The organism is Streptococcus mitis, assembly GCF_009496205.1.
GTDB lineage: Bacteria > Bacillota > Bacilli > Lactobacillales > Streptococcaceae > Streptococcus > Streptococcus mitis_BN.
On the sequence record NZ_WIJO01000020.1, the window covers coordinates 1 to 25,574 of the forward strand.

Annotated in this window: 31 protein-coding genes; 11 read left to right on the top strand and 20 right to left on the bottom strand. The window is 41.1% G+C overall.

The genetic code is table 11. From position 1 onward, the window contains the following. Window positions 1-331: 331 nt before the first annotated feature. The 13 genes from recG to nrdR all read right to left on the bottom strand — a co-directional run bounded on the left by recG (window position 332) and on the right by nrdR (window position 14,103). Complete coding sequence (gene recG / locus GEZ85_RS04745; protein ID WP_153209651.1) at window positions 332-2,347, bottom strand: ATP-dependent DNA helicase RecG; 2,016 nt, start codon at window positions 2,345-2,347, stop codon at window positions 332-334. 18 nt (window positions 2,348-2,365) lie between these two features. Further along, window positions 2,366-3,469: an alanine racemase gene (gene alr, locus GEZ85_RS04750; protein WP_153209650.1), complete on the bottom strand. Its 1,104-nt coding sequence runs from the start codon at window positions 3,467-3,469 to the stop codon at window positions 2,366-2,368. Then, window positions 3,459-3,821, bottom strand: coding sequence for a holo-ACP synthase (gene acpS, locus GEZ85_RS04755; RefSeq protein WP_228112201.1), 363 nt, complete (start codon window positions 3,819-3,821; stop codon window positions 3,459-3,461). Before acpS ends, alr begins: the two co-directional genes overlap by 11 nt. A 45-nt stretch (window positions 3,822-3,866) precedes the next feature. Beyond that, the gene (locus GEZ85_RS04760; RefSeq protein ID WP_153209648.1) at window positions 3,867-4,898 is read right to left on the bottom strand and encodes a 3-deoxy-7-phosphoheptulonate synthase; all 1,032 of its coding nucleotides are present in this window, start codon (window positions 4,896-4,898) and stop codon (window positions 3,867-3,869) included. Between the two features lies 1 nt (window position 4,899). Next, window positions 4,900-5,931: a 3-deoxy-7-phosphoheptulonate synthase gene (locus GEZ85_RS04765; RefSeq protein WP_153209647.1), complete on the bottom strand. Its 1,032-nt coding sequence runs from the start codon at window positions 5,929-5,931 to the stop codon at window positions 4,900-4,902. Between the two features lie 80 nt (window positions 5,932-6,011). Next, window positions 6,012-8,525, bottom strand: a complete 2,514-nt coding sequence (secA, locus tag GEZ85_RS04770) for a preprotein translocase subunit SecA (protein WP_153209646.1) — start codon at window positions 8,523-8,525, stop codon at window positions 6,012-6,014. A gap of 145 nt (window positions 8,526-8,670) precedes the next feature. Then, window positions 8,671-8,961, bottom strand: coding sequence for a hypothetical protein (locus GEZ85_RS04775; protein WP_194251515.1), 291 nt, complete (start codon window positions 8,959-8,961; stop codon window positions 8,671-8,673). Window positions 8,962-9,100: 139 nt separating this feature from the next. Next, window positions 9,101-9,448: a hypothetical protein gene (locus GEZ85_RS10325; protein ID WP_228112200.1), complete on the bottom strand. Its 348-nt coding sequence runs from the start codon at window positions 9,446-9,448 to the stop codon at window positions 9,101-9,103. Window positions 9,449-9,528: 80 nt separating this feature from the next. Next, a complete protein-coding gene (gene der / locus GEZ85_RS04780; protein WP_001207696.1) occupies window positions 9,529-10,839 on the bottom strand; it encodes a ribosome biogenesis GTPase Der in 1,311 nt (436 codons plus the stop codon). A 13-nt stretch (window positions 10,840-10,852) separates the two neighbouring features. After that, a complete protein-coding gene (locus GEZ85_RS04785) occupies window positions 10,853-11,566 on the bottom strand; it encodes an NADPH-dependent oxidoreductase (RefSeq protein WP_153209645.1) in 714 nt (237 codons plus the stop codon). Continuing rightward, a complete protein-coding gene (dnaI, locus tag GEZ85_RS04790) occupies window positions 11,563-12,459 on the bottom strand; it encodes a primosomal protein DnaI (protein ID WP_084888772.1) in 897 nt (298 codons plus the stop codon). Before dnaI ends, GEZ85_RS04785 begins: the two co-directional genes overlap by 4 nt. Continuing rightward, window positions 12,460-13,629, bottom strand: a complete 1,170-nt coding sequence (locus GEZ85_RS04795) for a replication initiation and membrane attachment family protein (protein ID WP_153209644.1) — start codon at window positions 13,627-13,629, stop codon at window positions 12,460-12,462. It lies immediately after the preceding gene. After that, window positions 13,630-14,103, bottom strand: coding sequence for a transcriptional regulator NrdR (nrdR, locus tag GEZ85_RS04800; RefSeq protein WP_001203672.1), 474 nt, complete (start codon window positions 14,101-14,103; stop codon window positions 13,630-13,632). It abuts the gene before it with no gap. Window positions 14,104-14,243: 140 nt separating this feature from the next. Here nrdR and GEZ85_RS04805 point away from each other — a divergent pair, with 140 nt between their 5' ends. From GEZ85_RS04805 to GEZ85_RS04815, 3 genes are read left to right on the top strand one after another with little or no spacing between them, the layout of a single operon-like run. Beyond that, window positions 14,244-14,609 (top strand): GntR family transcriptional regulator, encoded by a 366-nt coding sequence (locus GEZ85_RS04805; protein WP_119943583.1) that lies wholly within the window; start codon window positions 14,244-14,246, stop codon window positions 14,607-14,609. 4 nt (window positions 14,610-14,613) lie between these two features. Then, window positions 14,614-15,309 carry an ABC transporter ATP-binding protein gene (locus GEZ85_RS04810; protein WP_000054197.1) on the top strand — a complete coding sequence of 232 codons (696 nt, stop codon included), beginning with the start codon at window positions 14,614-14,616 and terminating at the stop codon, window positions 15,307-15,309. A gap of 15 nt (window positions 15,310-15,324) precedes the next feature. Then, window positions 15,325-16,089: a hypothetical protein gene (locus GEZ85_RS04815; protein WP_125452812.1), complete on the top strand. Its 765-nt coding sequence runs from the start codon at window positions 15,325-15,327 to the stop codon at window positions 16,087-16,089. A 205-nt stretch (window positions 16,090-16,294) separates the two neighbouring features. Here GEZ85_RS04815 and GEZ85_RS04820 read toward each other — a convergent pair whose 3' ends face one another. The 4 genes from GEZ85_RS04820 to GEZ85_RS10485 all read right to left on the bottom strand — a co-directional run bounded on the left by GEZ85_RS04820 (window position 16,295) and on the right by GEZ85_RS10485 (window position 18,424). After that, the gene (locus GEZ85_RS04820) at window positions 16,295-16,459 is read right to left on the bottom strand and encodes a hypothetical protein (RefSeq protein ID WP_153198681.1); all 165 of its coding nucleotides are present in this window, start codon (window positions 16,457-16,459) and stop codon (window positions 16,295-16,297) included. Window positions 16,460-16,471: 12 nt separating this feature from the next. Further along, a complete protein-coding gene (locus tag GEZ85_RS04825) occupies window positions 16,472-17,125 on the bottom strand; it encodes an ABC-2 transporter permease (RefSeq protein ID WP_000677414.1) in 654 nt (217 codons plus the stop codon). Next, complete coding sequence (locus tag GEZ85_RS04830; RefSeq protein ID WP_001202678.1) at window positions 17,106-17,966, bottom strand: ABC transporter ATP-binding protein; 861 nt, start codon at window positions 17,964-17,966, stop codon at window positions 17,106-17,108. The genes GEZ85_RS04825 and GEZ85_RS04830 overlap by 20 nt, the downstream gene beginning before the upstream one ends. A gap of 287 nt (window positions 17,967-18,253) precedes the next feature. Continuing rightward, on the bottom strand, window positions 18,254-18,424 hold the full coding sequence (locus GEZ85_RS10485; RefSeq protein WP_153209643.1) for a PhrA family quorum-sensing system peptide: 171 nt from the start codon (window positions 18,422-18,424) through the stop codon (window positions 18,254-18,256). Between the two features lie 190 nt (window positions 18,425-18,614). Here GEZ85_RS10485 and GEZ85_RS04840 point away from each other — a divergent pair, with 190 nt between their 5' ends. After that, window positions 18,615-19,478 carry a helix-turn-helix domain-containing protein gene (locus GEZ85_RS04840; RefSeq protein ID WP_153209642.1) on the top strand — a complete coding sequence of 288 codons (864 nt, stop codon included), beginning with the start codon at window positions 18,615-18,617 and terminating at the stop codon, window positions 19,476-19,478. 333 nt (window positions 19,479-19,811) lie between these two features. Here GEZ85_RS04840 and GEZ85_RS04845 read toward each other — a convergent pair whose 3' ends face one another. After that, the gene (locus GEZ85_RS04845; RefSeq protein WP_001288943.1) at window positions 19,812-20,507 is read right to left on the bottom strand and encodes an LrgB family protein; all 696 of its coding nucleotides are present in this window, start codon (window positions 20,505-20,507) and stop codon (window positions 19,812-19,814) included. Continuing rightward, window positions 20,504-20,878, bottom strand: coding sequence for a CidA/LrgA family protein (locus tag GEZ85_RS04850; protein WP_000781325.1), 375 nt, complete (start codon window positions 20,876-20,878; stop codon window positions 20,504-20,506). Before GEZ85_RS04850 ends, GEZ85_RS04845 begins: the two co-directional genes overlap by 4 nt. Window positions 20,879-21,159: 281 nt before the next feature. On the opposite strand from GEZ85_RS04850, the gene GEZ85_RS04855 reads away from it, so the two are divergent. The 7 genes from GEZ85_RS04855 (at window position 21,160) to queF (ending at window position 24,708) form a co-directional block, all read left to right on the top strand. After that, window positions 21,160-21,540, top strand: a complete 381-nt coding sequence (locus tag GEZ85_RS04855) for a MarR family winged helix-turn-helix transcriptional regulator (protein WP_049488288.1) — start codon at window positions 21,160-21,162, stop codon at window positions 21,538-21,540. Between the two features lie 99 nt (window positions 21,541-21,639). After that, complete coding sequence (locus GEZ85_RS04860; RefSeq protein WP_000570250.1) at window positions 21,640-21,861, top strand: DUF4649 family protein; 222 nt, start codon at window positions 21,640-21,642, stop codon at window positions 21,859-21,861. A gap of 15 nt (window positions 21,862-21,876) precedes the next feature. Beyond that, a complete protein-coding gene (gene trxA, locus GEZ85_RS04865) occupies window positions 21,877-22,191 on the top strand; it encodes a thioredoxin (protein ID WP_001029581.1) in 315 nt (104 codons plus the stop codon). Between the two features lie 201 nt (window positions 22,192-22,392). Continuing rightward, window positions 22,393-23,046, top strand: coding sequence for a 7-cyano-7-deazaguanine synthase QueC (gene queC, locus GEZ85_RS04870; RefSeq protein WP_153209641.1), 654 nt, complete (start codon window positions 22,393-22,395; stop codon window positions 23,044-23,046). Then, the gene (gene queD, locus GEZ85_RS04875; protein ID WP_049543095.1) at window positions 23,046-23,489 is read left to right on the top strand and encodes a 6-carboxytetrahydropterin synthase QueD; all 444 of its coding nucleotides are present in this window, start codon (window positions 23,046-23,048) and stop codon (window positions 23,487-23,489) included. Before queC ends, queD begins: the two co-directional genes overlap by 1 nt. Continuing rightward, a complete protein-coding gene (gene queE, locus GEZ85_RS04880) occupies window positions 23,482-24,198 on the top strand; it encodes a 7-carboxy-7-deazaguanine synthase QueE (RefSeq protein ID WP_023938861.1) in 717 nt (238 codons plus the stop codon). Before queD ends, queE begins: the two co-directional genes overlap by 8 nt. Window positions 24,199-24,216: 18 nt before the next feature. Beyond that, window positions 24,217-24,708: a preQ(1) synthase gene (queF, locus tag GEZ85_RS04885; RefSeq protein ID WP_153214806.1), complete on the top strand. Its 492-nt coding sequence runs from the start codon at window positions 24,217-24,219 to the stop codon at window positions 24,706-24,708. 163 nt (window positions 24,709-24,871) lie between these two features. On the opposite strand, the gene GEZ85_RS04890 is transcribed toward queF, so the two are convergent. Beyond that, complete coding sequence (locus GEZ85_RS04890) at window positions 24,872-25,540, bottom strand: MIP/aquaporin family protein (protein ID WP_153209640.1); 669 nt, start codon at window positions 25,538-25,540, stop codon at window positions 24,872-24,874. Between the last annotated feature and the right edge of the window lie 34 nt (window positions 25,541-25,574).

A 25,574-nucleotide genomic window follows, 5' to 3' on the forward strand; every position in this document is an offset into this window, starting at 1 on the left:
TTTGAAAACTTCAAAAAACGGATTTTTATCGCTCTGAATATCAAAAAAGAAAGGACGAAATTTGTCCTTTCTAGATATTAGCTTTTCTTCAACCCACTACAGTTGACAAAGAGCCAAAAAAGAAAGGGCAAATTTTGTCCTTTCTCGAGCTTAGCTTTTCTTCAACCCACTACAGTTGACAAAGAGCCTATTTTGTTGCTTCTTTCTTTTGGAAAGTAGTTTGGTAATTTACTTTAATCGTTACTGTCATGTGAGAGTCCTCGTTTCTTTTTGATGACTCTAGTATAAGGGGCAAACCTGAAAGCTAGCTTAAGTTTTCCTTAGAGAAAGCTTAATCTAAATGTTCTTTCTTTTCCAGATGAAGAGCAATCATGCGCCACTCTGGATCCTCTTGCCAGCCTTCTATAGAACTAATGTAGCTAGCAACCTTTCTGGCTTCTTCTAAAATCGGAAAATCTTCGATAATATCAGCCACTTGGAACTCTGGAAGTCCTGACTGTCTGGTTCCAAAAATTTCACCTGAACCCCGCATTTTCAAATCTTCCTCCGCTAGGACAAATCCATTGGTCGTTTCTGTCATGATGCGCATGCGGTCTTTCCCAGAATCTGTCTTGGGATTGGCAACGAGAACAGCATAAGACTGCTTGTCTCCCCGACCAACACGACCTCTGAGCTGGTGAAGCTGGCTGAGACCGAAGCGATCGGCATCCATGATAATCATGACGGTCGCATTGGGAACATTGACCCCAACCTCGATAACCGTTGTCGAAACCAAAATATCCGTCTTTCTCTCTTTGAAATCCTGCATAATCTGGTCTTTTTCATCACTCTTCATCTTACCGTGTAGAAGAGCCACCTCTGCCTTACCTGCAAAATGAGCCGTCAACTCCTCAGATAAAGCAATGGCATTTTTCAAGTCCAGAGCTTCTGATTCTTCAATCAAGGGAGAGATAACATAGGCTTGAGAACCTTTTTGGATTTCTCCCTCTAACCAGGTCAAGACCTGAGGCAGCTGCTCATGCTTAATCCAGCGCGTCACAATAGGCTTCCGACCTGCTGGCATCTGGTCGATAATGGAAACATCCATATCGCCAAAGGCTGTGATGGCCAGCGTCCGTGGAATAGGAGTTGCCGTCATCATGAGAACATCAGGATTGTTGCCTTTCTCTCGTAAAATACGCCTTTGCCCCACACCAAAGCGGTGCTGCTCATCGATGATAATCAAGCCCAGACGAGCATAATCTACCCCATCCTGAATCAGAGCGTGAGTTCCGATAATCAAATCAGCCTCACCCTTGGCAATAGTCTCCAAGACTCCTCTCTTTTCTGCAGCTTTCAAGGAACCTGTCAAGAGAGCGAGTTTTAAGTCTGGGAAGAGACTCTTCAAACTCTCAAAATGTTGCTCTGCGAGAATTTCTGTTGGCACCATGAGGGCTGCCTGATAGCCAGCTGTCACCGCCGCAAACATGGCCAAGCCAGCGACGACTGTTTTTCCACTCCCCACATCTCCTTGCAAGAGACGATTCATGTGATGGTCGGACTTCATGTCTGTCAAAATTTCCTGCAAACTCTTTTCCTGAGCTGTGGTCAGGGCAAAAGGAAGGCTTTCCTTGACTGCTGTCACTTTTTCCTGAGACCAATCCAGAACCAGACCACTTCCCTGAACTCTGTTTTCAGACTTGAGCGTCTGCAATTGCATTTGGAAATAAAAGAGTTCCTCAAATTTGATACGGCGAAGGGCCTGCTTGTATTCTGCCAAATCCTTTGGAAAATGCATGGCACGAACGGCCTGACAACGGGACATGAGTTTGTATTTGTCCAGCAAAGACTGGGGAAGATTTTCCTCTATCAAGAGGTCCAGTCCCTGATCAAAGGCCGTTTTGATGATCTTTACCAGACTGGCTTGACTGATTCCCTGAGCCAGACGATAGACAGGTTGGAGGTCATCTTCCACCTGAGCCAGGACCTTCATCCCAGTCAGACTAGCCTTGGCGCGGTCCCATTTTCCAAAGACAGCAAGAGTTGCTCCCAACTCTATCTTATCTGCTAGATAGGGCTGGTTAAAGAAGTTCACTGCAAAAACGACTTCTCCCTGCTTGAGGCTAAAACGCAGACGATTGCGCTTGAATCCATAATACTGGACACTGGCAGGAGTCACGACTTGACCAGATAGGACTGCCTTCTCCCCGTCTTCCAGTTCCAGCACTTGCTTGGTTTTGAAATCTTCATAACGGAAAGGAAAGTAGAGCAAGAGGTCTTGCAAATTTTCAATTCCTAGTTTGGCGTACTTCTCTGCTGACTTTGGTCCCACACCAGGTAGGACATGCAAGGGTTGATGTAGATTCATGCTCCACTCCTTTCTTTTTTAATAATATTCTCTCGGAATGCGGTCGCTGAGAAGACAAACCACCTCATAGTTAATAGTCCCACGGTAGGCCGCTACCTGAGTAGCTGTGATTTCCTTGCCCCCGTTAGAACCAATCAAGGTTACTTTGGTTCCCAGCGGATAAAGCTTAGGCAGACGAATGGTGATTTGGTCCATAGATACTCGCCCAACGATTGGGCAAGCTTGCCCATCTACCAAGACAGCGAAATTTTGCATATCTCGTGTCCAACCATCCGCATAGCCGATTGGCACAGTCGCGATGACTTGCTCGCTATCCGCTTGATAAGTTGCTCCATAGCCCATACAAGCTCCAGCTGGAACTATCTTGACATGGACCATAGCAGACTCCAAGGTCAAGGCTGGTTTCAAGTCATAGGGTAAGTCCAAAACCTCTCCACTTGGATTGAGACCATACATGGCATCTCCCATACGAACCGCGTTAAAAATAGTTTCTGCATGCCAAAGAGTCGTTGCCGAATTGCTGGCATGTATCAGCTCTGGAACTTCCTTCATACTAGCTAAAATAGTTTTAAACCGTTCTAACTGGGCATTAAAGTAGTCATCCGATTCCTCGTCTGCAGTAGCAAAGTGGGTAAAAATTCCCTCAACACGAGCACCATGTTGCTTGAGCAAGTCTTGAGCCAGATCAGCTTCACTGGCCTCTCGAAAACCAATCCGTCCCATTCCTGAATCAATCTTGAGGTGGACTGTCAATCCAGTTAGGTCCGCTCCCTTATCTAAGAGTGCTTGAATCCACTCCAGTCCAGCCACAGTCAAGGTGATATCGTATTCTTTAGCAAGAGAAACAGCTTCGATTTCAGAAACTCCTAAAATGAGGATTCGCTTGCTGAGTCCAGCTTGTCTAAGTTCAATGGCTTCATCGATATTAGAAACGCAAAAGCCATCAACTTCATCCTGAATCGCCGTCGCAACAGCAACAGCCCCATGCCCATAGGCATTAGCCTTGACTACAGCCCACTTGAGCGTTCCTTCAGGGATATGAGCCCCCATTTGCTGAATATTTTGTCGAATAGCTCTCAGATGAATCAGAGCCTTGGTTGGTCTATGCGGACTAGCTTTCATGATTTTCCTCCAAAATGACACTGGCTGTCACAAACTGATCGGTATGGCTGATAGACAGCCAAATCTTTCCTGAAAATGGTGCCTGACTAAAATAAGGCGCCCCGCGTTCATTATTCAAGACTTCCAAATCCTGAAAACCTAGTTTTCCAATACCAGTTCCCATGGCCTTGGAAAAGGCTTCTTTAGCCGACCAGCGACCAGCTAAATATTCTATTTGCCTGCGCCCTTTAAGATTGTTAAACCGTTCCATTTCCTTAGCGGTCAGCACGCGCTTAGCAAAGCCTTCATGTCGTGTAACTGCACTTTCTATCGAAGCCAATTCTTCGATGTCAATTCCATGTCCAACTATCATTCTCATCAAAAGGAGTTGAGATTCCCCCAACTCCATCCTTTTCACTTATTTTATCAAGGTAGCATAAATCTCTTCTACCAAGGCCTCTGTATTTTCCCAACCCAAGCAAGGATCCGTAATAGAGCAACCAAAGACCTCTGGTTGGTTTTGACGACCATCTGCTAGGTAGGATTCAATCATAAAGCCTCGAACCGTCTTTTTGATTTTCTCATTCCAATCACGATTTTGCAAGGTCTGACGAACAATTCGAATCTGCTCCATATATTGCTTGCCTGAGTTATCATGGTTGGTATCGATGAGGATAAAAGGATTTTCAAGTCCCATGGCTTCATAGCGTTCAATGGCATTTAGCAGGGTTTCATAGTAAAAGTTAGGCTCATTTTTCCCATATTCATTAACTGCACCACGAAGGATGACGTGGGCCAAGGGATTTCCTGAAGTCTCAACTTCTTGACCATGGAAGAGGAAGGTCTGTTTGTTCTGAGCAGCATAGATACCATTAAACATTACTCCAAGATTTCCTGAGGTTGGATTTTTCATCCCTACTGGTGCATCAATTCCTGAAGCCACAAAGCGGTGCTCTTGGTCTTCCACAGAACGAGCCCCCACAGCATGGTAGCTGACCAAATCATCTACCAAAACCAGATTTGACGGATAAAGCATCTCGTCAGCCGTTGTCAAACCTGTCTCTGTAATGACGCGGTAGTGCAACTGGCGCACAGCCTGCAAACCGTTAATCAGGCTTGGAGCCTTAGAGGTATCTGGTTGGTGAACCAAACCTTTATAGCCGTCTCCGTTGGTGCGAGGTTTAGCTGTATAAACACGCATAACCATGAAAATCTTGTCCGCCACCTTCTTTTGCAAAGCTGATAAACGGCGAGCATATTCCAAGACAGCCTCTTCATTGTCAGAAGAGCAAGGACCAATCACCAAAAGGATCCGATCATCTTCTCCTGAAATGATGTCTGCCAATTCTCTATCACGACGCTCCTTTAGTCGCAAGGCTTCCGCAGACAATTGAGTTTCTGCCTTGATTGCTTCAATATCGATTTCTTGACCTTTTTCAATAAATGCCATACTATTCTCCTAGCGTTTGGTAGATTTCTCTGACGAGGGCTTCCGTATTCTCCCAGCCAAGGCAAGGGTCCGTGATCGACTTGCCAAATACTTCCGGTTCGTTTTGACGGCCGTCTTCTAGATAAGACTCAATCATAAAGCCACGAACGTACTGCTTGATTTTTTCATTCCAATCACGATTAATCAAGGTCTGGCGGACAATTCGAATCTGATCCATGTATTGCTTACCAGAGTTGTCATGATTAGTGTCCACAATGATAAAGGGATTTTCCAAGCCCATTTTCTCATACTGGGCAATGGTATCCATCAAATTATCATAGTAGTAGTTGGGAATATTCTTACCATACTCATTGGTCGCTCCACGAAGAATAGCGTGCGAAAGCGGGTTCCCAGTTGTTTCCACTTCTTTTCCTAGGAAAAGGAAACTCTGTTTGTTTTGAGCAGCATAAATCCCATTAAACATGACATTGAGATTTCCTGAGGTTGGATTTTTAAAGCCAGTCGCGAAATCTGCCCCACTTGCCACAAAGCGGTGTTGCTGGTCTTCAACTGAACGAGCACCAACTGCCATATAAGAAATCAAATCATCCACAAGTGGAAGATTTTCAGGATAAAGCATTTCGTCAGCTGTCGTCATACCTGTTTCCGTGATGACACGATAGTGAAGATGGCGCACGGCTTTGATTCCGTTGATGAGACTAGGCGCTTCTGCCGTGTTAGGCTGGTGAATCAAGCCCTTATAGCCATCTCCGTTGGTACGGGGTTTGGCTGTATAAACACGCATAACCATAAAGATACGGTCTGCTACTTCTTCTTGTAAAGCTGCCAAACGTTTAGCGTACTCAAGGACAGCTTCTTCATTATCAGATGAGCACGGTCCGATTACCAAGAGAATTCTCTGGTCTTCTCCACGCATAATGGCTTCTAGCTCTTGATCGCGCTGTGATTTTCTCTCCAAAGCTTGGCCTTCTAATTTTGATAAGGCACGAACTTCTTCAATATTAATTTTAGGACTTTTTGCTGTAAATACCATAACTCATCTCCTTATAAAGCAAACGGATACCAAGTAAAAATTTACTTTTCACAAGGTATCCGCCTCTAAACTATCTCATTTTATTGTCTTTTACCGTGACAGTTTTTAAACTTCTTACCAGAACCACATGGGCAAAGTTCATTCCGTCCAATCTGGCTAAAATCCAGATTTTCAGGCATATTTGCTTGGTGGGCAGCGATATTACGAGTCGCTGTTGTACTGATATGGTGTTCTGCTTGTGGTCTTTCTTGCTCATGAATTTGGGCTTTCATCATCAAGCGTGTCACATCAAACTCAATCGAACCAATCATGTCATTAAACATACGGAAACCTTCTGCCTGATACTCAACAACAGGGTTGTTCTGAGCATAGCCACGAAGTCCAACCGCATTACGCAATTGATCGAGGGCATCGATATGATCTGTCCACTTGTTATCTACCACTCGTAGAATCAAGACTTTTTGGAACTCTTTAACTGCTTCTTCATCGCGTAATTTTGAAACTTGACTATCGTAAACTTGCAAGGCACGTTGGAAGAGTTCTTCCTTAATGGCCTTATCAGACAAGCCAGACAAGTCTTCCATCGTAATAGAATCTTCTGGAAGCAAGTTGTACTTAGCAAAGTTCAAAATTGCCTCTAGTTTTTCATCTTGTTTGGTACGCGCATGACCATCAACGACACGACCAATCGTGCGTTTAATCATAGAGTGAATTTCAGGTGCCAAGTCACGATCTGCAGTGATGACGTCGTAACGTTGAGCGTAGATAATTTCACGTTGTTCACGCATGACATCATCGTATTGAAGGACTTGTTTACGAGTATCGTAGTTATTTCCTTCAACACGTTTTTGCGCTGCCTCAACCTGACGCGTCAACATACGAGACTCAATCGCCTCTTCAGACATGTTGAGACGTTCAAAAATTCCTTTCAAGCGTTCAGAACCAAAACGTTTCATCAAGTCATCTTCAAGGGATAGGTAGAATTGTGACTCACCTGGGTCTCCTTGACGACCTGAACGTCCACGAAGCTGGTTATCGATACGACGGCTTTCATGACGTTCTGTTCCAATCACACAAAGTCCACCCAATTCGCGAACCCCTTCACCAAGCTTGATGTCGGTACCACGACCGGCCATGTTAGTCGCAATGGTAACAGCACCACGTTGACCAGCATTCATAATGATTTGGGCTTCTTTATAGTGGTTCTTAGCATTCAAGACTTCGTGAGGAACACCAGCTGCGACCAATTTCTTAGAAATATAGTCACTGGTTTCAACTGCAACTGTACCAACCAAGACAGGCTGACCTTTTTGGTAACGAGCCTTAACGTCTTCGACAACCGCCTTAAACTTAGCCTCGATACTTGCATAAAGAAGGTCTGAGTGGTCAATACGTTGAACAGGACGGTTTGTTGGGATTGGAATAACACGAATGTTGTAGATTTCACGGAATTCTTCTTCCTCAGTCTTACCTGTACCTGTCATACCAGACAATTTCTTGTACATACGGAAAAGGTTTTGGTAAGTGATTGAGGCAGATGTCTTGGTTTCATCCTGGATTGGCACACCTTCTTTAGCTTCAATGGCTTGGTGCAATCCATCAGAATAACGACGACCTTCCATGGTACGACCTGTAAATTGGTCAACGATCAAAATTTCTTGCTCTTCGCTCACCACATAGTCAATATCGAGAAGCATGATGTAGTTGGCACGAAGGGCGTTATCGATAAAGTGAGTCAGAGCTACATTTTCGATGTCATAGAGATTTTCAAGCTTGAAGTAGCTTTCAGCCTTGTCAATCCCTGAATCAGACAAACCAATAGTCTTAGACTGCACATCGATGATGTAGTCGTCTTTGTCCAACGATTTTACATAGTGGTCTGCCATATGGTACAACTGACTAGTTTCAACCGCATTAGCACCTGATACGATCAAAGGTGTACGCGCCTCGTCAATCAAGATTGAGTCAACCTCATCAACCAAGGCATAGTTAAGCGGACGTTGTACCATGTTTTCAGCGCGAACGACCATGTTATCACGAAGGTAGTCAAATCCGATTTCTGAGTTGGTTGAGTAAGTAATATCACACTCATAGGCTTCTTTTTTCTCCATTGGAGATTTGGCAGCCAAGTTAATCCCTACTGACAAACCAAGCCATGAGTACAATTCACCCATCTCAGTCGCGTCACGTTCTGATAGATATTCATTTACCGTAACTACGTGAACCCCTTTGCCTGAAAGGGCATTGAGGTATACCGGCATAGTCGCAGTCAAGGTTTTCCCTTCCCCTGTACGCATCTCTGGCACGTCACCATGGTGAAGAACGATTCCCCCCATGACCTGAACCTTATAAGGGAAGAGACCTAGGACACGTTTGGCACCTTCACGGACAACCGCAAATGCTTCATAAAGCAATGAATCCAGTGATTCTCCATTTTGATAACGTTCTTTAAATTCAACTGTTTTTGCTTTTAGTTGGTCATCTGTCAAAGCAGCCATTTGGTCTTCGTATTTGAAAACCTTGTCAGCCATCTTTTCCAGACGACGGATTTCTCCTTTATCATTTTCGATAATTGTTTTTAAAATATTAGCCATGTTTTTCCTTACTTTAAATTCCGAATATTTTAGAATGTTCTTTTAATTTTAGCACAATTACTGATTATTTTCAAGGAAGAATCCCCATTTTGAAAAGGAAAAAGAGGCTAGTTTCCAAGCTAACCTCTCTGACTTTTATGATGATTTAATTGCCAACAAAAATCGGCAAAATCGCAAATAGGATAAATAGATTTATCCAAAGAGAAAAACAGCAGATCAATCCAAAAACAAAGAGACTGACTTTCTTGGACAGCAAGGCCATCAAAATCGACATAATTCCAAAAACTAGCAAGACTTTCTGTATGATTAAGAGATTGATAGATATTCCCAGAACTGGTTTATCCCAAGGAACAAAGAAGAAAGCCAGCCAGATCAGCAGAACTAAACCAATATAGACCTTGGAATAGCGTGTAATAAATGATTTTAGATGTTCCATAAGCCACCTCCTACAAATAGAAAGTAATATAATAATCAATGAAAATCAAAGAGCAAACTAGGAAACTAACCGCAGGCTGTACTTGAGTACGGCAAGGCGATGTTGACGTGGTTTGAATTTGATTTTCGAAGAGTATAAATCAATGCCTTCCACCGTTAGACTCCCCTAGTTCTCGTCTCAAGCGAAACATGTTTTTGAAAAAGATATAGTCTAACCAGTCACTGCCTAGAGATAAGACTATCAAAAGCAACCAAACACCCCAAGTACTAGCATCTGATACATAATTTAGAACAAAAGGGAAAAATAAGAATGAAAAAATTGTCATATCCAAGCTAAACAGAGCTAAAAGGGAAATATAAATCCAGTAAAAATAGTAGAAGATGGGGAAAATTTTACTGTCTCTGTCAGTATTATCTATCCAATAGAAAAAATAAAAACAAGGAAATAAGAGTATCAAATTAAACCAATTAAACGACAGTTTCATCATCAACACCTCTTTTTGATAGCGCTTTCTTCAACTTCATTTTATCAAAAAAATCTGGAAATGTCATTCCAGATTCTGCTTTTTTATTTACGTTTTCTTGCGATGAGATGAATCGGTGTTCCTTCAAAGACAAAGGCCTTGCGGATTTGATTTTCCAAGAAACGCAGGTAAGAAAAGTGCATGAGTTCTTCTTCGTTGACAAAGATAACAAAGGTCGGTGGTTTGGTTGCCACTTGGGTCGCATAGAAAATCTTGAGGCGTTTTCCTTTGTCTGTCGGTGTTGGGTTAATGGCAATAGCATCCATAATCACATCGTTCAAGACAGCTGATGGGATACGTGTGTTTTGACTTTCGCTGATTTGCTTGATCATCTCAGGCAGTTTGTGGAGACGTTGCTTGGTCAAAGCTGATACAAAGATAATCGGTGCGTAAGGTAGATATTGGAACTGCTCACGGATATCTTCTTCCCAGTTTTTCATAGTGTGGTTGTCTTTTTCAAGCGTATCCCACTTGTTGACCACGATAATCATCCCTTTACCAGCTTCATGGGCAAATCCTGCGATACGCTTGTCGTATTCACGGATGCCTTCTTCCGCATTGATGACCATCAAGACCACATCTGAACGGTCAATAGCACGCATGGCACGCATGACTGAGTATTTCTCAGTATTTTCATAAACCTTACCAGATTTACGCATACCAGCCGTATCAATCATGGTAAACTCTTGACCATCTGTATCTGTAAAGTGGGTATCAATAGCGTCACGCGTTGTTCCAGCAACAGGACTAGCAATGACACGGTCTTCTCCCAAGATAGCATTGATCAAACTTGACTTTCCAACGTTTGGACGACCAATCAAACTAAACTTAATGACATCTGGATTTTCTTCCTCATATTCATTTGGAAGATTTTCCACGATGGCATCTAGCACATCTCCTGTACCGATACCATGAACAGATGAGATAGGCAGTGGTTCACCCAAACCGAGAGCATAGAAATCATAGATATCATTTCGCATCTCAGGGTTGTCCACCTTGTTAACCGCGAGGATAACTGGTTTGTGGGTCTTATAAAGTTTACGGGCTACGTATTCGTCTGCATCGGTAATCCCTTCCTTACCAGACACGACAAAGACGATAACATCTGCTTCTTCCATGGCAATTTCTGCCTGGTGCTTGATTTGTTCCATGAAAGGAGCATCGACATCATCGATTCCTCCTGTATCAATCATGCTAAAAGAACGATTGAGCCACTCACCCGTTGCATAAATACGGTCACGTGTCACTCCTTCGACATCTTCTACAATGGAGATTCGCTCACCAGCGATCCGATTAAATAGGGTTGATTTCCCAACATTGGGACGTCCTACAATGGCAATAGTTGGTAGGGCCATAATTTCTCACTTTCTACAATAACTTCTTCTGTTCAAGATTTTTTCTAGTTGAGTTTGGTTCTGCTTGACCAAACTGTTCTGCTAGGCGCTGACTCCAGCTTGTGGTCGCACGTGCTCCAGCATAGTCCGCCTGTACACGGTCATAAGCTTGGATTGCATCAGTTGACTGTTCTCGGTATTCTTCCTCAAATACCACTTGATGCAATGGCAAGCGAGGTTTGACTTCGTGTTCTTCATTTGGCAGACCCAGCGCCATCCCAAAGACAGGATAGGTGTAGTCAGGCAGGTTAAAAAGCTCTGCTACTTCTTCTGACTTGTATCGAACTAAACCGATAATGACACCACCATAGCCCAAGCTTTCAGCTGCCAACAGGGCATTTTGACCAGCAAGAGCCGCATCGACCGAACTAATCAAGAGACCTTCCATACCTTGGGGTTGGAATGAGTCTGTATGAAGTCGAGCTCCCTTTTCTGCGCGGTTCAAATCTCCGACAAAGAGAAGGAAAACAGCTGACTGACGAATGGCTTCTTGAGGCACCAATTCATACAAGGCATCTTTCTTTTCTTGACTTCGTACCACAATCACAGAGTAGGATTGAAAATTCTTCCAAGACGAGGCCATCTGGGCTGCTGTCAGGATTTCAGTCAAGTCTTCCTGAGGGAGGGCTTGCTCCTTAAATCTTCGAACAGACTTATGAGCTTTCATCAGTTTAATTGTTTCTGTCATCGACGATTCACTCCTTCTAAACGAGTCTCCTCGGCCAAATAACGGATGCGTTCCATGACCCGTCTGGCTTCCCAGGTTTCGTCATTTCCATGTTTCCCTTTAGCGAAATGCTGCTCCAATTCTTCAAAGTTGAAGTTGGATGTGAAAAAGGTCGGTAAATCTTCCTGCATCCGATATTGAAGAATGACCTGCAGGATTTCGTCACGCACCCAAGGTGTTGATTGCTCGGCACCAATATCATCTAAAATCAGGACTTCAGACAGCTTAAGCTCATCCACCAAGGTCTTAACATTGCCATCACCGATAGCATTTTTGACATCGATGACAAAGCTAGGATAGTGGAGGAGAGTTGATGAAACACCACGTTTTTCTGATAAATCATGGGCTAAGGCAGCCACCATGAAACTTTTACCCACACCAAAGTCTCCATAGAGATAGAGACCTTTACGAATAGTTGGATATTGCTCCACGAAGGCTAATAGCTTTTCAAAAACTGGCAAGCGCTCCAAATCATCCAAATCTACTTGAGCCAAACTAGCTTTCTTGAGACTGGCTGGCAGATTGATTAACTTGAGACGGTTCTTAATAGCCGCTTCTTTTTCCGCTGCGATTAGTTCAGGAGTTTCTTCATAAGAAACGTCCGCATAGCCATGATTCATAACCAAAATCGGCTTGTAGCCTTTGGCAATATAATCCGTATCCCCACGGAGAAACTTGTCACGCTCGGTAATGTACTGATTAAACTTGGAGATACTGCGATTTAATTCCTCTGGAGTCAAGGATTCTTGCTGGATAAAGGCCGCAACATCAGGATCCTTCATGATTTTCTGGACCAAATCTTGATAATGAAAACGGCTAGGTTGACGTTTGAGTACGTCTCCGACACTTTCCATCTAATCTCCTCCTTTTTCTAATCGAGCTAATAGTTCTTGTTTCTTACGTTCTAGTTCCAGACGAGTTTCCTCGCTGGTTTCATTCTTATAATCTGGATTGCTCCACTTGGGTACATTGGACTTGGTAGGACTCGGTTTACTGCCTTTTTGAGCCTGACTCTTCTGCCCACGCTCACGGATTCGCAGGACTGCTTCTTCTGCCGAATGAATCTTTTGATAGACATAGTCATTGGCTACCTTCATGGCATATTTCTCATTGATATTTGCCGAATCCACCTTATTAAAGGTCAATAAGAGAATGATATTGATGACTTCGTCCAGCAAGCCCAAGCCTGCCATCTGTTGCAAGAGTTCTCTTTCTGTTTGGGTAATACTTGCCTTACGTGTTTGCTTGATTTCTGCCAAGAACTGCAGGGCAGTTTTACTTTTGGCTTCTTTTATAATGGTCGTTTCCTTAGGACTAAAGTCAGAGGAAACAGGTTTTTGAGCAATTTTTTCACGCATGCGTTTGGTTGAAATAACTTGAGAGACAGCTGTTGACTTGGCCAATTGATAAGTTTCAAACCAAGTCCATTTCTTCTCCTCAGCAATGGCAAAGAGGTTTAAGACGTCGGACTGCTCATCCGCAAAGCGAAGCCCATCTCGAGCCATAAGCTGACGAAAATGGTCCAAGTCAAAATCATTGGCCACTTTCTTCTTGAGACCAAGGTCTTCTTGACTTCCCAGTTCTGCCAAGTCTGGAAAGACTTGGTTGAGTGAGACAGGTATTTCTTCACCATCAGCACTTTCAACTTTCAAATCCTCCACAGCTGCATCGCCAATCTTTTTCTCTAAAAGTCTACGATAAACAGGATGCTCCAAGAAATCTTGACTTGAAAGAGGAGCATGGATAACTATCTGATAGGTATCACCCTTTTGATAGAGGGTCAAGAGATTAAAAGCAGATAGGATTTTCAAAGATTTTAAAAGTCTGTCCATCCCAAAATTGAGATGATTGAGAATGCTTGAAAAAAGGTATTCCTTTCTGCCATTATCCCAAAAACTAATCGTATAAAGATAAAGGCTCAGTGCCTCCTGACCGATAATCGGGAGGTAGCACTGTACCAGAGATGAGGTATCTTGCGACACCCGATTATTCTTTAGATAAGAAAAACGGTCAATTGGCTTCATTTATCTTTCCTTTTTCTTTTTAGAGGACTGGGTGATTTGTTGGAGCAGGCTCTCTAACTCACTGACATCCTTAAAACTACGATAGACACTGGCAAAACGCACATAAGTAATCTCATCCAACTCAGCCAACTCCTCCATGACGAGTGAACCAATGTCCTCACTTTGAATTTCATTTTCATTTCGACCACGGAGTTTCTGTTCGATACGATTGACTACCATGTTTATTTCATCACTTGACACAGGACGTTTCTGGGCTGAGCGGATAATCCCATTAAAGATTTTATCTCTGGAGAATTGTTCCCGTGTGCCATCTTTTTTAACAACCACTAAGGTTCTTTCTTCTACTCGTTCGTAGGTTGTAAAACGGTGCTGGCATTCGTCGCACTCACGTCTTCTACGAATGGTGTTCCCTTCTTCTGCTTGGCGACTATCGATAACACTTGACTTGGTAGCCCCACATTTTGGACAACGCATCCTTTCCCTCCTTATCGTTTTCTTTTCATTATACCATTTTTTAAGCGATTCCCAAAACAATTCTTCTTTTTTGCTTGACAAGTTTTTTGTTTTGTTGTATTATTTAATTAAGACAAAAGGATAAAAGAAAGGAGACCAAGATGTCCTGGACATTTGACAACAAAAAACCCATTTATTTACAGATCATGGAGAAAATCAAGCTTCAGATTGTTTCCCATACACTGGAACCCAATCAACAACTTCCAACCGTGAGAGAGCTAGCTAGCGAGGCCGGTGTCAATCCAAACACCATCCAAAGAGCCTTGTCAGACCTTGAACGAGAAGGATTTGTCTACAGCAAGCGCACAACTGGACGATTTGTGACTGAGGATAAGAAGCTAATCGCCCAATCACGCAAACAATTATCGGAAGAAGAATTGGAACACTTCGTTTCCTCCATGACCCATTTTGGCTATGAAAAAGAAGAACTACCAGGCGTAGTCGGCGATTATATTAAAGGAGTTTAAGCCTATGTCATTACTAGCATTTGAAAATGTATCCAAATCTTATGGAGCAACACCAGCCCTTGAAAATGTTTCCCTTGACATCCCAGCTGGAAAAATTGTTGGTCTCCTTGGGCCAAACGGCTCAGGAAAAACAACATTGATTAAACTAATCAATGGCCTCTTACAACCAGATCAAGGACGTGTCCTTATCAACGACATGGACCCAAGTCCAGCAACCAAGGCCATCGTAGCGTATTTGCCTGATACGACCTATCTCAATGAGCAAATGAAGGTCAAAGAAGCCCTAACCTACTTCAAGACCTTCTATAAAGATTTCAATCTGGAACGTGCCCATCATCTACTTGCAGACCTAGGTATTGATGAAAATAGTCGTCTCAAGAAACTATCAAAAGGAAACAAGGAAAAGGTACAACTGATTTTGGTTATGAGCCGTGATGCCCGTCTCTACGTTCTGGACGAACCTATTGGTGGAGTGGACCCAGCAGCCCGTGAGTATATCCTCAATACCATTATCAATAACTACTCACCAACTTCTACCGTTTTGATTTCTACCCACTTGATTTCTGATATCGAGCCAATCTTGGATGAAATTGTCTTCCTCAAAGACGGAAAAGTCGTCCGTCAAGGAAATGTAGATGATATTCGCTATGAGTCAGGTGAATCCATTGACCAACTCTTCCGTCAGGAATTTAAGGCCTAAGCAAAGGAGATTATTATGTTTTGGAATTTAGTTCGCTACGAATTTAAAAATGTTAACAAGTGGTATTTAGCTCTTTATGGTGCTGTTCTCTTCCTCTCTGTTCTTATTGGAATTCAGACACAATCCTTAATCAAACTACCTGAAAAAAATCTATCTGTTCTACTTTTTTTTCTATCTACTGTCTTTGGTGGTTTGATGGTTACACTTGTGATTTCAACTATCTTCTTGATTATTAAACGATTCAAAGGAAGTGTCTATGACCGACAAGGCTATCTGACTTTAACCTTGCCAGTTTCTGAACACCATATCATCACAGCCAAACTAATCGGTGCCTTTATCTGGTCGTTGATTAGCACTGCTGTCTTACTCCTATGTATCTATATTATCTTATTGTCAACAAATTCTGATGAAGTTCAACTTTCTACTCTTCTGTCATTTGTTGCAGAACATTTTACCGGCTTTAGTCTTACTGTCTTATCCTTCCTACTAAATACCATTTCTGGAATCCTCTGCATCTACTTGGCCATTTCCATTGGACAACTGTTCAATGAATACCGTACAGCACTCGCTGTTGCAGCCTACATTGGTATCCAAATCGTCATAGGATTTATTGGAGTTTTCTTCAATACCAGTACTAACTTCTATGTCAATTCACTTGCAGGATTTAATGATAATTTCTATATTGGAGCAAGTACAGGAATTTTTGAAGAACTCATATTCATAGCTATCTTTTACCTCGGAACCTACTATATTTTGAAAAACAAGGTTAATTTGCAATAGTTTTTAAATAATTTTTACCTAGATATATAACATACTCATAGGACAAAAAGTCTTTAAAATCAGAAAACGCATAATATCAAGTGTTAAAAATCCTTGATATTATGCGTTTTATTGTTAGAAAATTTGCTTTATTTTCTCCTCTAATTGAGTTTTTGCCCAGCCTCAAAACACCAACTTCATTTTACCTACCAAGCACAGTCATTCGTCATTTATTTTTTCCAATATTATCTACGAACTTTGATAAAAAGAGAGGTACCATAGCTATAAAAACTTGCCCTCTTTCTCCCCATGCAAATAAAACGACTGCAAGAACAGCTGAAAAGATTGCTAAACATATAGATATTAGACGACATATTTTCTTATTATTCATAGCACTGCTCCTTTACTTCATAAATATTTTACAATAGATTTTAGTTGAAAGTATAAAAGAAACCCCAATCATGATACTGGCCAAAATTATGATACTTATAACTAGAAGGAAATGATTAGCTGAACTAATCCAGTTAATGAAAATCATGCCGAAAGTCGTTTTCTGAAGACCATACACTAATCCCATAACTAACGATAGTACCAGTATATTGACAATCGTATTTCCAAAAGCACCAAAGGCATATACGGAAGGAAGCAATAAGGCTACATACATGATTCCAAAGATTATTCCAATCAATGCCATAATTAAATGTAGATTGAGACTGTATTGATTAAACATGACATGGGTAGCAAGACTTAAACTCAATACTATAGAACTTACCAAAAGAATAAAAGAAATACAAGAGAGATACCTCGCTAAAATTATCTTAGATTTTGAAATTGGAAAAACTCCTACAAATTGATTCCAACCATTCTCACTATCTGATACAACTAAAGCTGTGGGAAGAGAAGCTAAACTTATTGGTAACACTATTAGTAAAAAAATTGTCCCCGATTCTCTTGCAAAGATTGTAATTAAGAATAAGGCTAAGGCAATAAATATTCTATTAATTATCTTTACTTTATTTAAAATAAGTTGCGCATCTTTATATAGTAGTCCTTTCATTTATTCGTTCTCCTTTGACTAAAAATAATAAAATTTCCCAAAGCGTTGCATAATTACTCTCGTCCTTACTCTTGTCAGATACAACTACTAAATATCGAACACTATCACCCTCTTCTAATTTATAATAAATGTCTACTTGATCCATATTGTTCTTTATTTCTGTTTTAATCATAAATCGGTTCAGTAAATTTTCTCTGTCTCCCTCTAGAAGAATCTCCCCATTATGGATAAAAATAAAATAATCTGCCGCCTGTTCTAAGTCACTCAAAATATGTGAAGATAAGATTACGGTCATATTCTCTTTTTTAACATACTCTTCTAAAATAGATAAGATCTCTCGCCTAACAATAGGATCCAAGCCACTTGTGGCCTCATCTGCAATTAATAGTCTCGGGCGATGAGCGAGTGCAGACGCAAAATTAAGTTTCACCACCATTCCTCTGGAAAATTCTTTCATCTGTTTTTGAGATGGTAAGTTAAACTTTTGAATAAAAGTGTAAAATAACTTTTTATCCCAACTAGGATAAATCATGCTCATCATTCTTTCAACTTGCTCCACCGAAAATGAAACTGGAAAAAAGTTTTGTTCTAAGACAACCCCTAGTTTCGATTTAATATCTTGCTCATGCTCTGAATAAGTTTGTTCAAAAACCCTTATACTATCCTTCTCAATCTGTAGTTGATTTAAAATCAGATTCAGTAAAGTAGATTTACCAGCTCCGTTTTCACCAATCAGTCCAATAACCTTACCTTCCGGAATCTCTAAGTTACGGACTTGCAATTGAAAATCCCCATACTGCTTGGTTAAATTTTTTATATTAACTATTGATCTGGCTCTCATGTTAACACCTCATCTAAATTATAACATCATGTATAAAATCGTTAAGCTATTCCCTAAAAAAATAAGACTCGCCAATAAAATATTAACTTTATTTGGCACATTAAGTTTTTTTAATTCCAGTAACAACAGCAAAGAAACTAGAACATAGTTAATAACACTAATAAATATAAAATACTGGTCAGTTATTTTCGTTCCTAATCGTATTCTAGGTATTAGACACGTCTGGCATTACTAAAATTTCTTAACTGCAAAAAAACATGAAAGTCTTAATTATTAGGATAAACTTACTAATCTGCCTTCCCAACATCAAGACCATTGGACTTCTTTTGTGATTGCACTCGAATCTCCAATTGTTTATTCTTCTGAATAAACTGTTGGTAAGGAATTGAGTTACTAAATGTAAAAACACATAGTAATGCTAATATAGCTAATTTTTGAATTCCACGATTTTTCTTCATTCGTGAAACCCTTTTCTTTTTCATTATCCTTATTTTAACAGATATATTTTATTTAGCCAAGCATTTTTATGTAATTTTTGACTTTTTTTCCAGTTTATTACCATAAAGAATTTTTTATTCCTTTAACTTGCTATTTTGAACTAAAAATTTTATAATGAAATTAAGCAAATAGGAAGGATTATTATCTTTTATGAATACACTCGCTGAGAAATTCAGAGTAAAGAGAAAAGAGTTAGGTCTCTCCCAACAAACTCTTGCAGAAGGAATTTGTGAACAAAGCCAGATTAGTAAAATTGAGAGAGGGCATTTTATTCCCTCCGCAGACCTTTTGTTCAAACTCTCACAACGACTTGAAGTACCATTAGATTATTTTTTTAATGAACAAATTGAAATTAAATCTAATCTCTCTAATTTCAAGCAATTATCTGCTCGACTATTAGATGACAGAAATTATGACAATTTGGAATATATTTATAGAATAGAGATTGAACGAAGTACTTTTCTAACACTAGAAGACCGAACTTATCTTGAATGGATTAAAGCTATTATTGACTTCTATCAATATGACAGTAAGTGTGAGGCAATTTCTTCATTGGAAAATATATTATTAAAAGTCTCTTCAAATACTCTGATTTATTTAAAGGCGTTGAATACTCTATCTAATTTCTATTCCTTAGTGGGTCGTGAACAAGAATATGAGGCAAACTACTCTCATTTGATGGAGTTATATCAGACAAAAAATTTTGAGCATCAGGAGTTTTTATTTGGTTACATCAGAGTTCGTTACAACTACGCTCACTACCTAGTATCAAAGGGAAAATATAACGAAGCCATCCAAGAAGCTCTTGAGACGATTGAACTCTGTAAACAAAGACAGACAAGCTACCAACTGGCTCCTCTACTTATTCTTGTAGGAAATGCTGGAGCCAAATTTCTAGACAAAGAACAAGTCAAAAATTATTATATAGAAGCAAGAGAGTTATGTAAGATTTATAACAATCCTTTAATGTTGATGAAGATAGAAAATTATTTGAAGGAATTAGATACTGTTTAATTTATCCTATCATTAGAATTCTTCTTAAACTTTGAATAACCCCTAAAGCTAATAACCAGCTTGATTCAAATTCACTTCATAAATTAGTGGTATTTTGAGGTTTTATTTTATCAAGTATGTTGGCAAATTTCTCTAATCTTCTAACTTCATTATAGAACTTTCGGTATCAAAAGAGGCTGGGACAAAAGTCTAACCTTAAATATAAAAAGCGAACAAAACGAGTTATCTGAAACTTAGAATTCTGTTTTGTTCGCTTTTTTATCTAATCTATCGATTTTAAAATTTTATAATAAAGAATTCCTAAAATCAAAATCTTTTTGTCCCAGCCTCTTTTTAACTCAATATCAAACTGGCTACAATGGGGCTGACAAAGACATAGAGAATACCGGTGACACCGATAGCCAAGCCACCCATGGCTCCTGCTACAGAACCATATCGAAAGGCTGTCCCTGTTCCGACTGCATGGCCTGTTCCTCCAAGGGAAAGACCAACAGCTACTGGGTCGTCAATTTTCAACCACTTCAAAAGGGTTGGGCCGATGACACTGGTTAAAATCCCAGTTGCCACTACAACCACCAAGGTCACGGTCGTCAGACCTTGCAATTTTTCTGTGATTCCCACTGCCATGGCGGTTGTTACTGACTTGGGAAAGAGAGAAATGGCTAGGAAAAAATCCATGCCAAAGATTTTGGCCACAAGGGCTGTGAAAGAGGTATTGACAACTACTGCTAGCAGACTACCAAAGAGAATACTCCGAGCATGGTGCTTCATCAAGTGAAAACTCTTATAAAGGGGAATCCCTAGAGCAACAGTCGATGGGACAATCAAGTTGTTCAGATAAACCCCACCTTGGTAGTAATCTTGGTAAGAAATACCCGTCACCTTTAGAAAGATGATAATGAAAATAGCTGACAAAAGCAAGGGCGTTGTCAAAGGATGGGGAAAACGTCTGTAAATCAGCATTCCTACTAGATAAGCTAGGATAGACAGGGCAAGCCCAAACAGGGGATTGGAAACAAATTCACTCATTTGGCATCTCCTTTCTCATAATCTCCCTCAAACCGTCGTTTGATGAACTGAACTACCAAGGCTATGAGGATAATATTGATGACTGCTGCAAAAAAGACAATCAAAACAATGGGCAAAAGATAGGGAGCAATCACATCAAACTTTTCCATGATTCCCACTGCTGGCGGCAAAAAGAGAATGGTCATATTGGCCAGCAAGAAATTCCCCACCATGTTGACATGCCTAGTTCTCAGCCACTTGAATTGTAGGGCTAGAAAAAGAATAATCAAACCGATAATACTGCCTGGGATGGGCAAATGAAAGAAACTGGAAATTCCCTCTCCGATTAGAGAAATCACAAAGAGAATCATTAATTGAACATATAATTTCATCCTAAACTCCACGAAATAGACTTCTTGCATACCAGTTTACTCTTTTTTCAGAAAATTTCAAGGAAATGCACAAAAGTCATTAAAAATTAGAGAGGAAAGGGGATACAGACAATTAAAGACTAGTGAAAACAGCGTAATTTAGGATAAAAGATTTCAGCGTCTTTCTTGCCAGCCTTCTTGAAAAGTAGTATAATTATTGCATGCGCAATCATCTTGTGATGCAGAGATTGTCCGTGAATGGACTTTCTTCTATTTATAACTCTAAAAAGAAAGGAGATACTATGACCTATTTGGAAAAATGGTTTGACTTCAATCGGCGTCAGAAAGAAATTGAAAGTCTCTTGGAAGAGACCATTGCCCAGCAGAGTGACCAAAGTCTGACCTTGAAAGAGTTTTACCTACTCTACTATCTGGACTTGGCCCAAGAAAAATCTCTACGACAGATTGATTTGCCTGATAAACTTCATCTGAGCCCGAGCGCTGTTTCTCGGATGGTGGCTCGCTTAGAAGCTAAAAATTGCGGTCTACTTAGTCGCAGGTGTTGCGATCAAGATAGGCGTTCTAGCTTTATCTGCCTGACAGGTGATGGTCAAAAGACACTGGCCTCGCTACAAAAGGCTGTCGAAGAAAGCTTGGAAACTAGTTTGGATTTCTTGATTTAAGATGATTTTAGAAAAAAGTTGCGTGCGCAATCATTTTTCTTGACATTCTCTTTTACAAGGAGTAAAATAAAGTCATCATTAAACAAAGGAGTTTTAAACATGATTGAAATTACCTATCTAGATGCCAGCAAGAACGAAAGAACTGTAACTTTCGAATCTTATGACGACTTTGATCGTTCGCAACAAGCTTGCCTTATCGGCGTCGCAGACTACTATCCTGTCCAAAAATTAACCTACAACGGTCATGATTTGGACTACCATGGGACTTATGGAGATATCTTCTTCTATCTCAAGAAACAAGATTTAAGCCAATATAACTAAAAAAGGAGAAATACAATGGCAAAAGCAATTACAGATGCAACATTCGAACAAGAAACAAAAGACGGTTTGGTCTTGGTAGACTTCTGGGCAACTTGGTGTGGTCCATGTCGTATGCAAGGTCCAATCTTGGACAAATTGTCTGAAGAACTTTCAGAAGATGTTTTAAAAATCGTTAAAATGGACGTTGATGAAAATCCAAACACAGCTCGTGCTTTTGGAATCATGTCTATCCCAACCCTTCTCTTCAAAAAAGACGGCCAAGTTGTCAAACAAGTTGCTGGTGTTCACACAGCAGAACAAATCAAGGCCATCGTTGCTGAATTGAGCTAATCACACTAGAGACCAAGTACTTTCTTTGGTCTCTTTTTTCTTGCCCTTTGCCATTTTTCAAAAAATATGCTAGACTGTATGTAGAATATTACGATGTTTGGGACATGCCATCGCTAAAAAAAACCTTGACTTGGTATTTTTTAGCTCCCTCAAGGGAGCTTTTTGCGTGCTCTGAACATTTCCCATTTCGGAAGGAGTACTATGAAACGTCAATCAGCCTTGGTCGTCTTTAGTGGCGGTCAAGATTCTACAACCTGCCTCTTTTGGGCTAAAAAACACTATGAAACGGTAGAAGCCGTTACCTTTGCCTACGGCCAACGTCATCATCTCGAAATTCAAGTCGCTAGAGAAATCGCCAAGGAACAGGGCATTCGCCATCACATCCTAGATATGTCTCTGCTGGGACAAATCACTGAAAATGCTCTAACCTCTGATCTGGAAATTGAGCAAAAAGAGGGAGAGGTTCCCAATACCTTCGTTGACGGTCGCAACCACCTCTTTCTGTCCTTTGCGGCTGTTCTTGCTAAGCAACGAGGTATTAAAGATATCGTGACAGGTGTCTGCGAGACAGACTTCTCAGGCTACCCCGATTGTCGAGATGTCTTTGTCAAATCCCTTAATGTTACCCTCAACCTTGCCATGGATTACGACTTCGTTATCCAAACACCTCTCATGTGGCTGGACAAGGCTGAAACTTGGGAATTAGCCGACCAACTCGGTGCCTTTGACTATGTTCGTGAAAAGACCTTGACCTGCTACAACGGGATTATTGGAAGTGGCTGTGGAGATTGTCCAGCCTGCCACCTACGTCAACATGGGTTAGATGTTTATCTCTCACAGAAAGGAGAGGCCTAATGTTTTTTGCACCCAAAGAAATCAAACAGGAAACTGGAGAATCTCTCGTTTACAATCCTTATCGGACTCTAGTCTCCAAAGAGTTCACTTTCGATGCTGCCCACCACCTCTTTCACTATGAGGGGAAATGCAAATCCCTTCATGGCCACACCTATCATCTGCAGATTGCTGTTAGTGGATTTTTAGATGAGCGTGGCATGACCTACGATTTCGGAGACATCAAAGCTATTTACAAGAACTACTTAGAGCCCCACTTGGACCATCGTTATCTCAATGAGACTCTGCCTTATATGAACACGACTGCTGAAAATATGGTTTACTGGATTTTCCAAACCATGAGTCAAGAGTTGCCAGACGAACGTGGTCTCCGTTTGGAATATGTTCGCCTCTATGAAACTCCGACTGCCTTTGCGGAGTTTAGACGGGAGTGGTTAGATGACTAGGGAACGTGTCCTCAAACTACCAGTTCTAGAAATTTTTGGCCCAACCTTTCAAGGCGAAGGCCGTGCAATCGGGCAGAAAACCATGTTTGTCCGCACTGCTGGTTGCGACTACCACTGCGACTGGTGCGATTCTGCCTTTACTTGGGATGGTTCTGAAAAGCCAACTCGTATGACTGCTGACGAAGTCATTGCTGCCTTGGATAAACTAGGAAGCTACGACTACGTCACCCTGTCTGGGGGAAATCCTGCTATCCTAGCAGCCAACATGGCCGAATTGGTCACTAAACTCAAGGAACGTGGTGTCACTCTGGCTGTTGAGACCCAAGGTTCCCGCTGGCAAAATTGGTTAAAAGACATCGACCAGGTCACTCTGAGTCCCAAACCTCCTTCATCCAAGATGGAAGTCAACTTTGAGACCTTGGACTTTATCGTTTCCCAACTGGATCCAGACAAGGTCACCTTTAAAATCCCTGTCTTTGACGATGCAGATTTGGCCTTTGCCAGAGGCATACAAGAACGCTACCAACCAGATGTCCTCTTCTTATCGGCTGGAAATCCTGAGCCCAAGGCTACAGGTAATATTGTCCAAGACCAATTGGATCGTCTCAAAGAACTCTGGGAACGCATCGCTGCCGACGATAGCTGGGGCAATGTCCGCGTCCTTCCTCAACTGCATACCCTCCTCTACGATAATCAACGTGGTGTTTAAGATTAGAAAGAAAAAATCATGTCACAACAAGAAGAAATGAAAAACCTAAGCCTACTAGGCAACAAAGAAACCAACTACATTTTCGAGTATCAACCAGAAGTCCTCGAATCCTTTGACAATCGTCATGTGGAAAATGACTATTTCATCAAATTTAACTGTCCTGAATTTACCTCACTTTGCCCAATCACTGCTCAGCCAGACTTTGCAACTATTTATATTTCCTACATTCCTGACAAGCTCTGTGTTGAGTCAAAATCCCTCAAACTCTACCTCTTTAGCTACCGAAACCACGGAGATTTCCACGAAAACTGTATCAACACCATCGGGAAAGACTTGGTCAAATTGCTAGACCCTCGCTATTTAGAGGTTTGGGGAAAATTTACTCCACGCGGTGGCATCTCAATTGACCCCTACTACAATTACGGTAAGCCAGGAACTAAGTATGAAGGCTTGGCAGAACAACGCCTCTTCCAACACGACCTCTATCCAGAGAAAATTGACAACCGTTAATACTCTTCGAAAATCAAATTCAAACCGCGTCAACGTCGCCTTGCCGTACTCAAGTACAGCCTGCGGCTAGTTTCCTAGTTTGCCCTTTGATTTTCATTGAGTATAAACAGATAAGAAAAAGCCCTGTTCCTCAAATCGAGGAGCAAGGCTTTTTGAGTTTCAATTATTCTTCTGTTCCAAGGAAGTTTTTAGCAACAAGGGCTGCAAGAATCCCACCAACGATTGGAGCAAGGATGAAAATCCATACTTGTTGAAGGGCTGCACCACCTACCAAGACAGCAGGTGCCAAGCTACGAGCTGGGTTTACTGAAAGTCCAGTAATGTTCAATCCCACAAGGATCATGGCCATCAAGGACAAACCGATTACCAAACCAGCAATCGCTCCATTGCCCTTGCTTTCTGAAGTCACGGTCATGATAACCAAGACAAACAAGAAGGTTGCGATGACTTCAAACAAGAAACCACCAAAGACAGTAACACCGTTTGCCAAGGCATTTTCACCAAGACTAGCAGTTGACATCCCTGAGTTCGCCAAGAGGAAGAAAACAGCGCCAGAAGCGATGAAAGCTCCAACAACTTGTCCAAGGATGTAATTGACAAGGTCTTTTGATGACAAACGTTTGTTTACAAACATAGCAATCGAAACCGCTGGGTTCAAGTGAGCACCTGAAATAGTTCCGATTGAATAAGCAGCAACCACGATGGCTAAACCAAAGGCAAAGGCGATTCCAAGGTGACCAAGGCCATCAAGACCATTTCCAAAAACAACAGCTCCTGTCCCAACGAACACAAGCATGAAAGTACCGATTAATTCAGCAACAAATTTTTTCATTTTCTTTCTCCTTTTTTCAAAAACCAGATACTAG

Excerpts from the sequence above, each read along its gene's own strand:
- GEZ85_RS04855 (WP_049488288.1), top strand. The coding sequence starts at position 21,160 with ATGACCTATTTGGAAAAATGGTTTGACTTCAATCGGCGTCAGAAAGAA.
- recG (WP_153209651.1), bottom strand. The coding sequence starts at position 2,347 with ATGAATCTACATCAACCCTTGCATGTCCTACCTGGTGTGGGACCAAAG.
- GEZ85_RS04760 (WP_153209648.1), bottom strand. The coding sequence starts at position 4,898 with ATGGCATTTATTGAAAAAGGTCAAGAAATCGATATTGAAGCAATCAAG.
- GEZ85_RS04810 (WP_000054197.1), top strand. The coding sequence starts at position 14,614 with ATGTCATTACTAGCATTTGAAAATGTATCCAAATCTTATGGAGCAACA.
- acpS (WP_228112201.1), bottom strand. The coding sequence starts at position 3,821 with ATGATAGTTGGACATGGAATTGACATCGAAGAATTGGCTTCGATAGAA.
- GEZ85_RS10485 (WP_153209643.1), bottom strand. The coding sequence starts at position 18,424 with ATGAAGAAAAATCGTGGAATTCAAAAATTAGCTATATTAGCATTACTA.
- GEZ85_RS04890 (WP_153209640.1), bottom strand. The coding sequence starts at position 25,540 with ATGAAAAAATTTGTTGCTGAATTAATCGGTACTTTCATGCTTGTGTTC.
- GEZ85_RS04785 (WP_153209645.1), bottom strand. The coding sequence starts at position 11,566 with ATGACAGAAACAATTAAACTGATGAAAGCTCATAAGTCTGTTCGAAGA.
- GEZ85_RS04830 (WP_001202678.1), bottom strand. The coding sequence starts at position 17,966 with ATGAGAGCCAGATCAATAGTTAATATAAAAAATTTAACCAAGCAGTAT.
- queD (WP_049543095.1), top strand. The coding sequence starts at position 23,046 with ATGTTTTTTGCACCCAAAGAAATCAAACAGGAAACTGGAGAATCTCTC.
- GEZ85_RS04765 (WP_153209647.1), bottom strand. The coding sequence starts at position 5,931 with ATGGTATTTACAGCAAAAAGTCCTAAAATTAATATTGAAGAAGTTCGT.
- GEZ85_RS04775 (WP_194251515.1), bottom strand. The coding sequence starts at position 8,961 with ATGGAACATCTAAAATCATTTATTACACGCTATTCCAAGGTCTATATT.
- alr (WP_153209650.1), bottom strand. The coding sequence starts at position 3,469 with ATGAAAGCTAGTCCGCATAGACCAACCAAGGCTCTGATTCATCTGAGA.
- GEZ85_RS04840 (WP_153209642.1), top strand. The coding sequence starts at position 18,615 with ATGAATACACTCGCTGAGAAATTCAGAGTAAAGAGAAAAGAGTTAGGT.
- queE (WP_023938861.1), top strand. The coding sequence starts at position 23,482 with ATGACTAGGGAACGTGTCCTCAAACTACCAGTTCTAGAAATTTTTGGC.
- GEZ85_RS04845 (WP_001288943.1), bottom strand. The coding sequence starts at position 20,507 with ATGAGTGAATTTGTTTCCAATCCCCTGTTTGGGCTTGCCCTGTCTATC.
- queF (WP_153214806.1), top strand. The coding sequence starts at position 24,217 with ATGTCACAACAAGAAGAAATGAAAAACCTAAGCCTACTAGGCAACAAA.
- GEZ85_RS04795 (WP_153209644.1), bottom strand. The coding sequence starts at position 13,629 with ATGAAGCCAATTGACCGTTTTTCTTATCTAAAGAATAATCGGGTGTCG.
- der (WP_001207696.1), bottom strand. The coding sequence starts at position 10,839 with ATGGCCCTACCAACTATTGCCATTGTAGGACGTCCCAATGTTGGGAAA.
- secA (WP_153209646.1), bottom strand. The coding sequence starts at position 8,525 with ATGGCTAATATTTTAAAAACAATTATCGAAAATGATAAAGGAGAAATC.
- trxA (WP_001029581.1), top strand. The coding sequence starts at position 21,877 with ATGGCAAAAGCAATTACAGATGCAACATTCGAACAAGAAACAAAAGAC.
- GEZ85_RS04825 (WP_000677414.1), bottom strand. The coding sequence starts at position 17,125 with ATGAAAGGACTACTATATAAAGATGCGCAACTTATTTTAAATAAAGTA.
- GEZ85_RS10325 (WP_228112200.1), bottom strand. The coding sequence starts at position 9,448 with ATGATGAAACTGTCGTTTAATTGGTTTAATTTGATACTCTTATTTCCT.
- GEZ85_RS04805 (WP_119943583.1), top strand. The coding sequence starts at position 14,244 with ATGTCCTGGACATTTGACAACAAAAAACCCATTTATTTACAGATCATG.
- dnaI (WP_084888772.1), bottom strand. The coding sequence starts at position 12,459 with ATGGAAAGTGTCGGAGACGTACTCAAACGTCAACCTAGCCGTTTTCAT.
- queC (WP_153209641.1), top strand. The coding sequence starts at position 22,393 with ATGAAACGTCAATCAGCCTTGGTCGTCTTTAGTGGCGGTCAAGATTCT.
- GEZ85_RS04860 (WP_000570250.1), top strand. The coding sequence starts at position 21,640 with ATGATTGAAATTACCTATCTAGATGCCAGCAAGAACGAAAGAACTGTA.
- nrdR (WP_001203672.1), bottom strand. The coding sequence starts at position 14,103 with ATGCGTTGTCCAAAATGTGGGGCTACCAAGTCAAGTGTTATCGATAGT.
- GEZ85_RS04850 (WP_000781325.1), bottom strand. The coding sequence starts at position 20,878 with ATGAAATTATATGTTCAATTAATGATTCTCTTTGTGATTTCTCTAATC.
- GEZ85_RS04820 (WP_153198681.1), bottom strand. The coding sequence starts at position 16,459 with ATGAATAATAAGAAAATATGTCGTCTAATATCTATATGTTTAGCAATC.
- GEZ85_RS04815 (WP_125452812.1), top strand. The coding sequence starts at position 15,325 with ATGTTTTGGAATTTAGTTCGCTACGAATTTAAAAATGTTAACAAGTGG.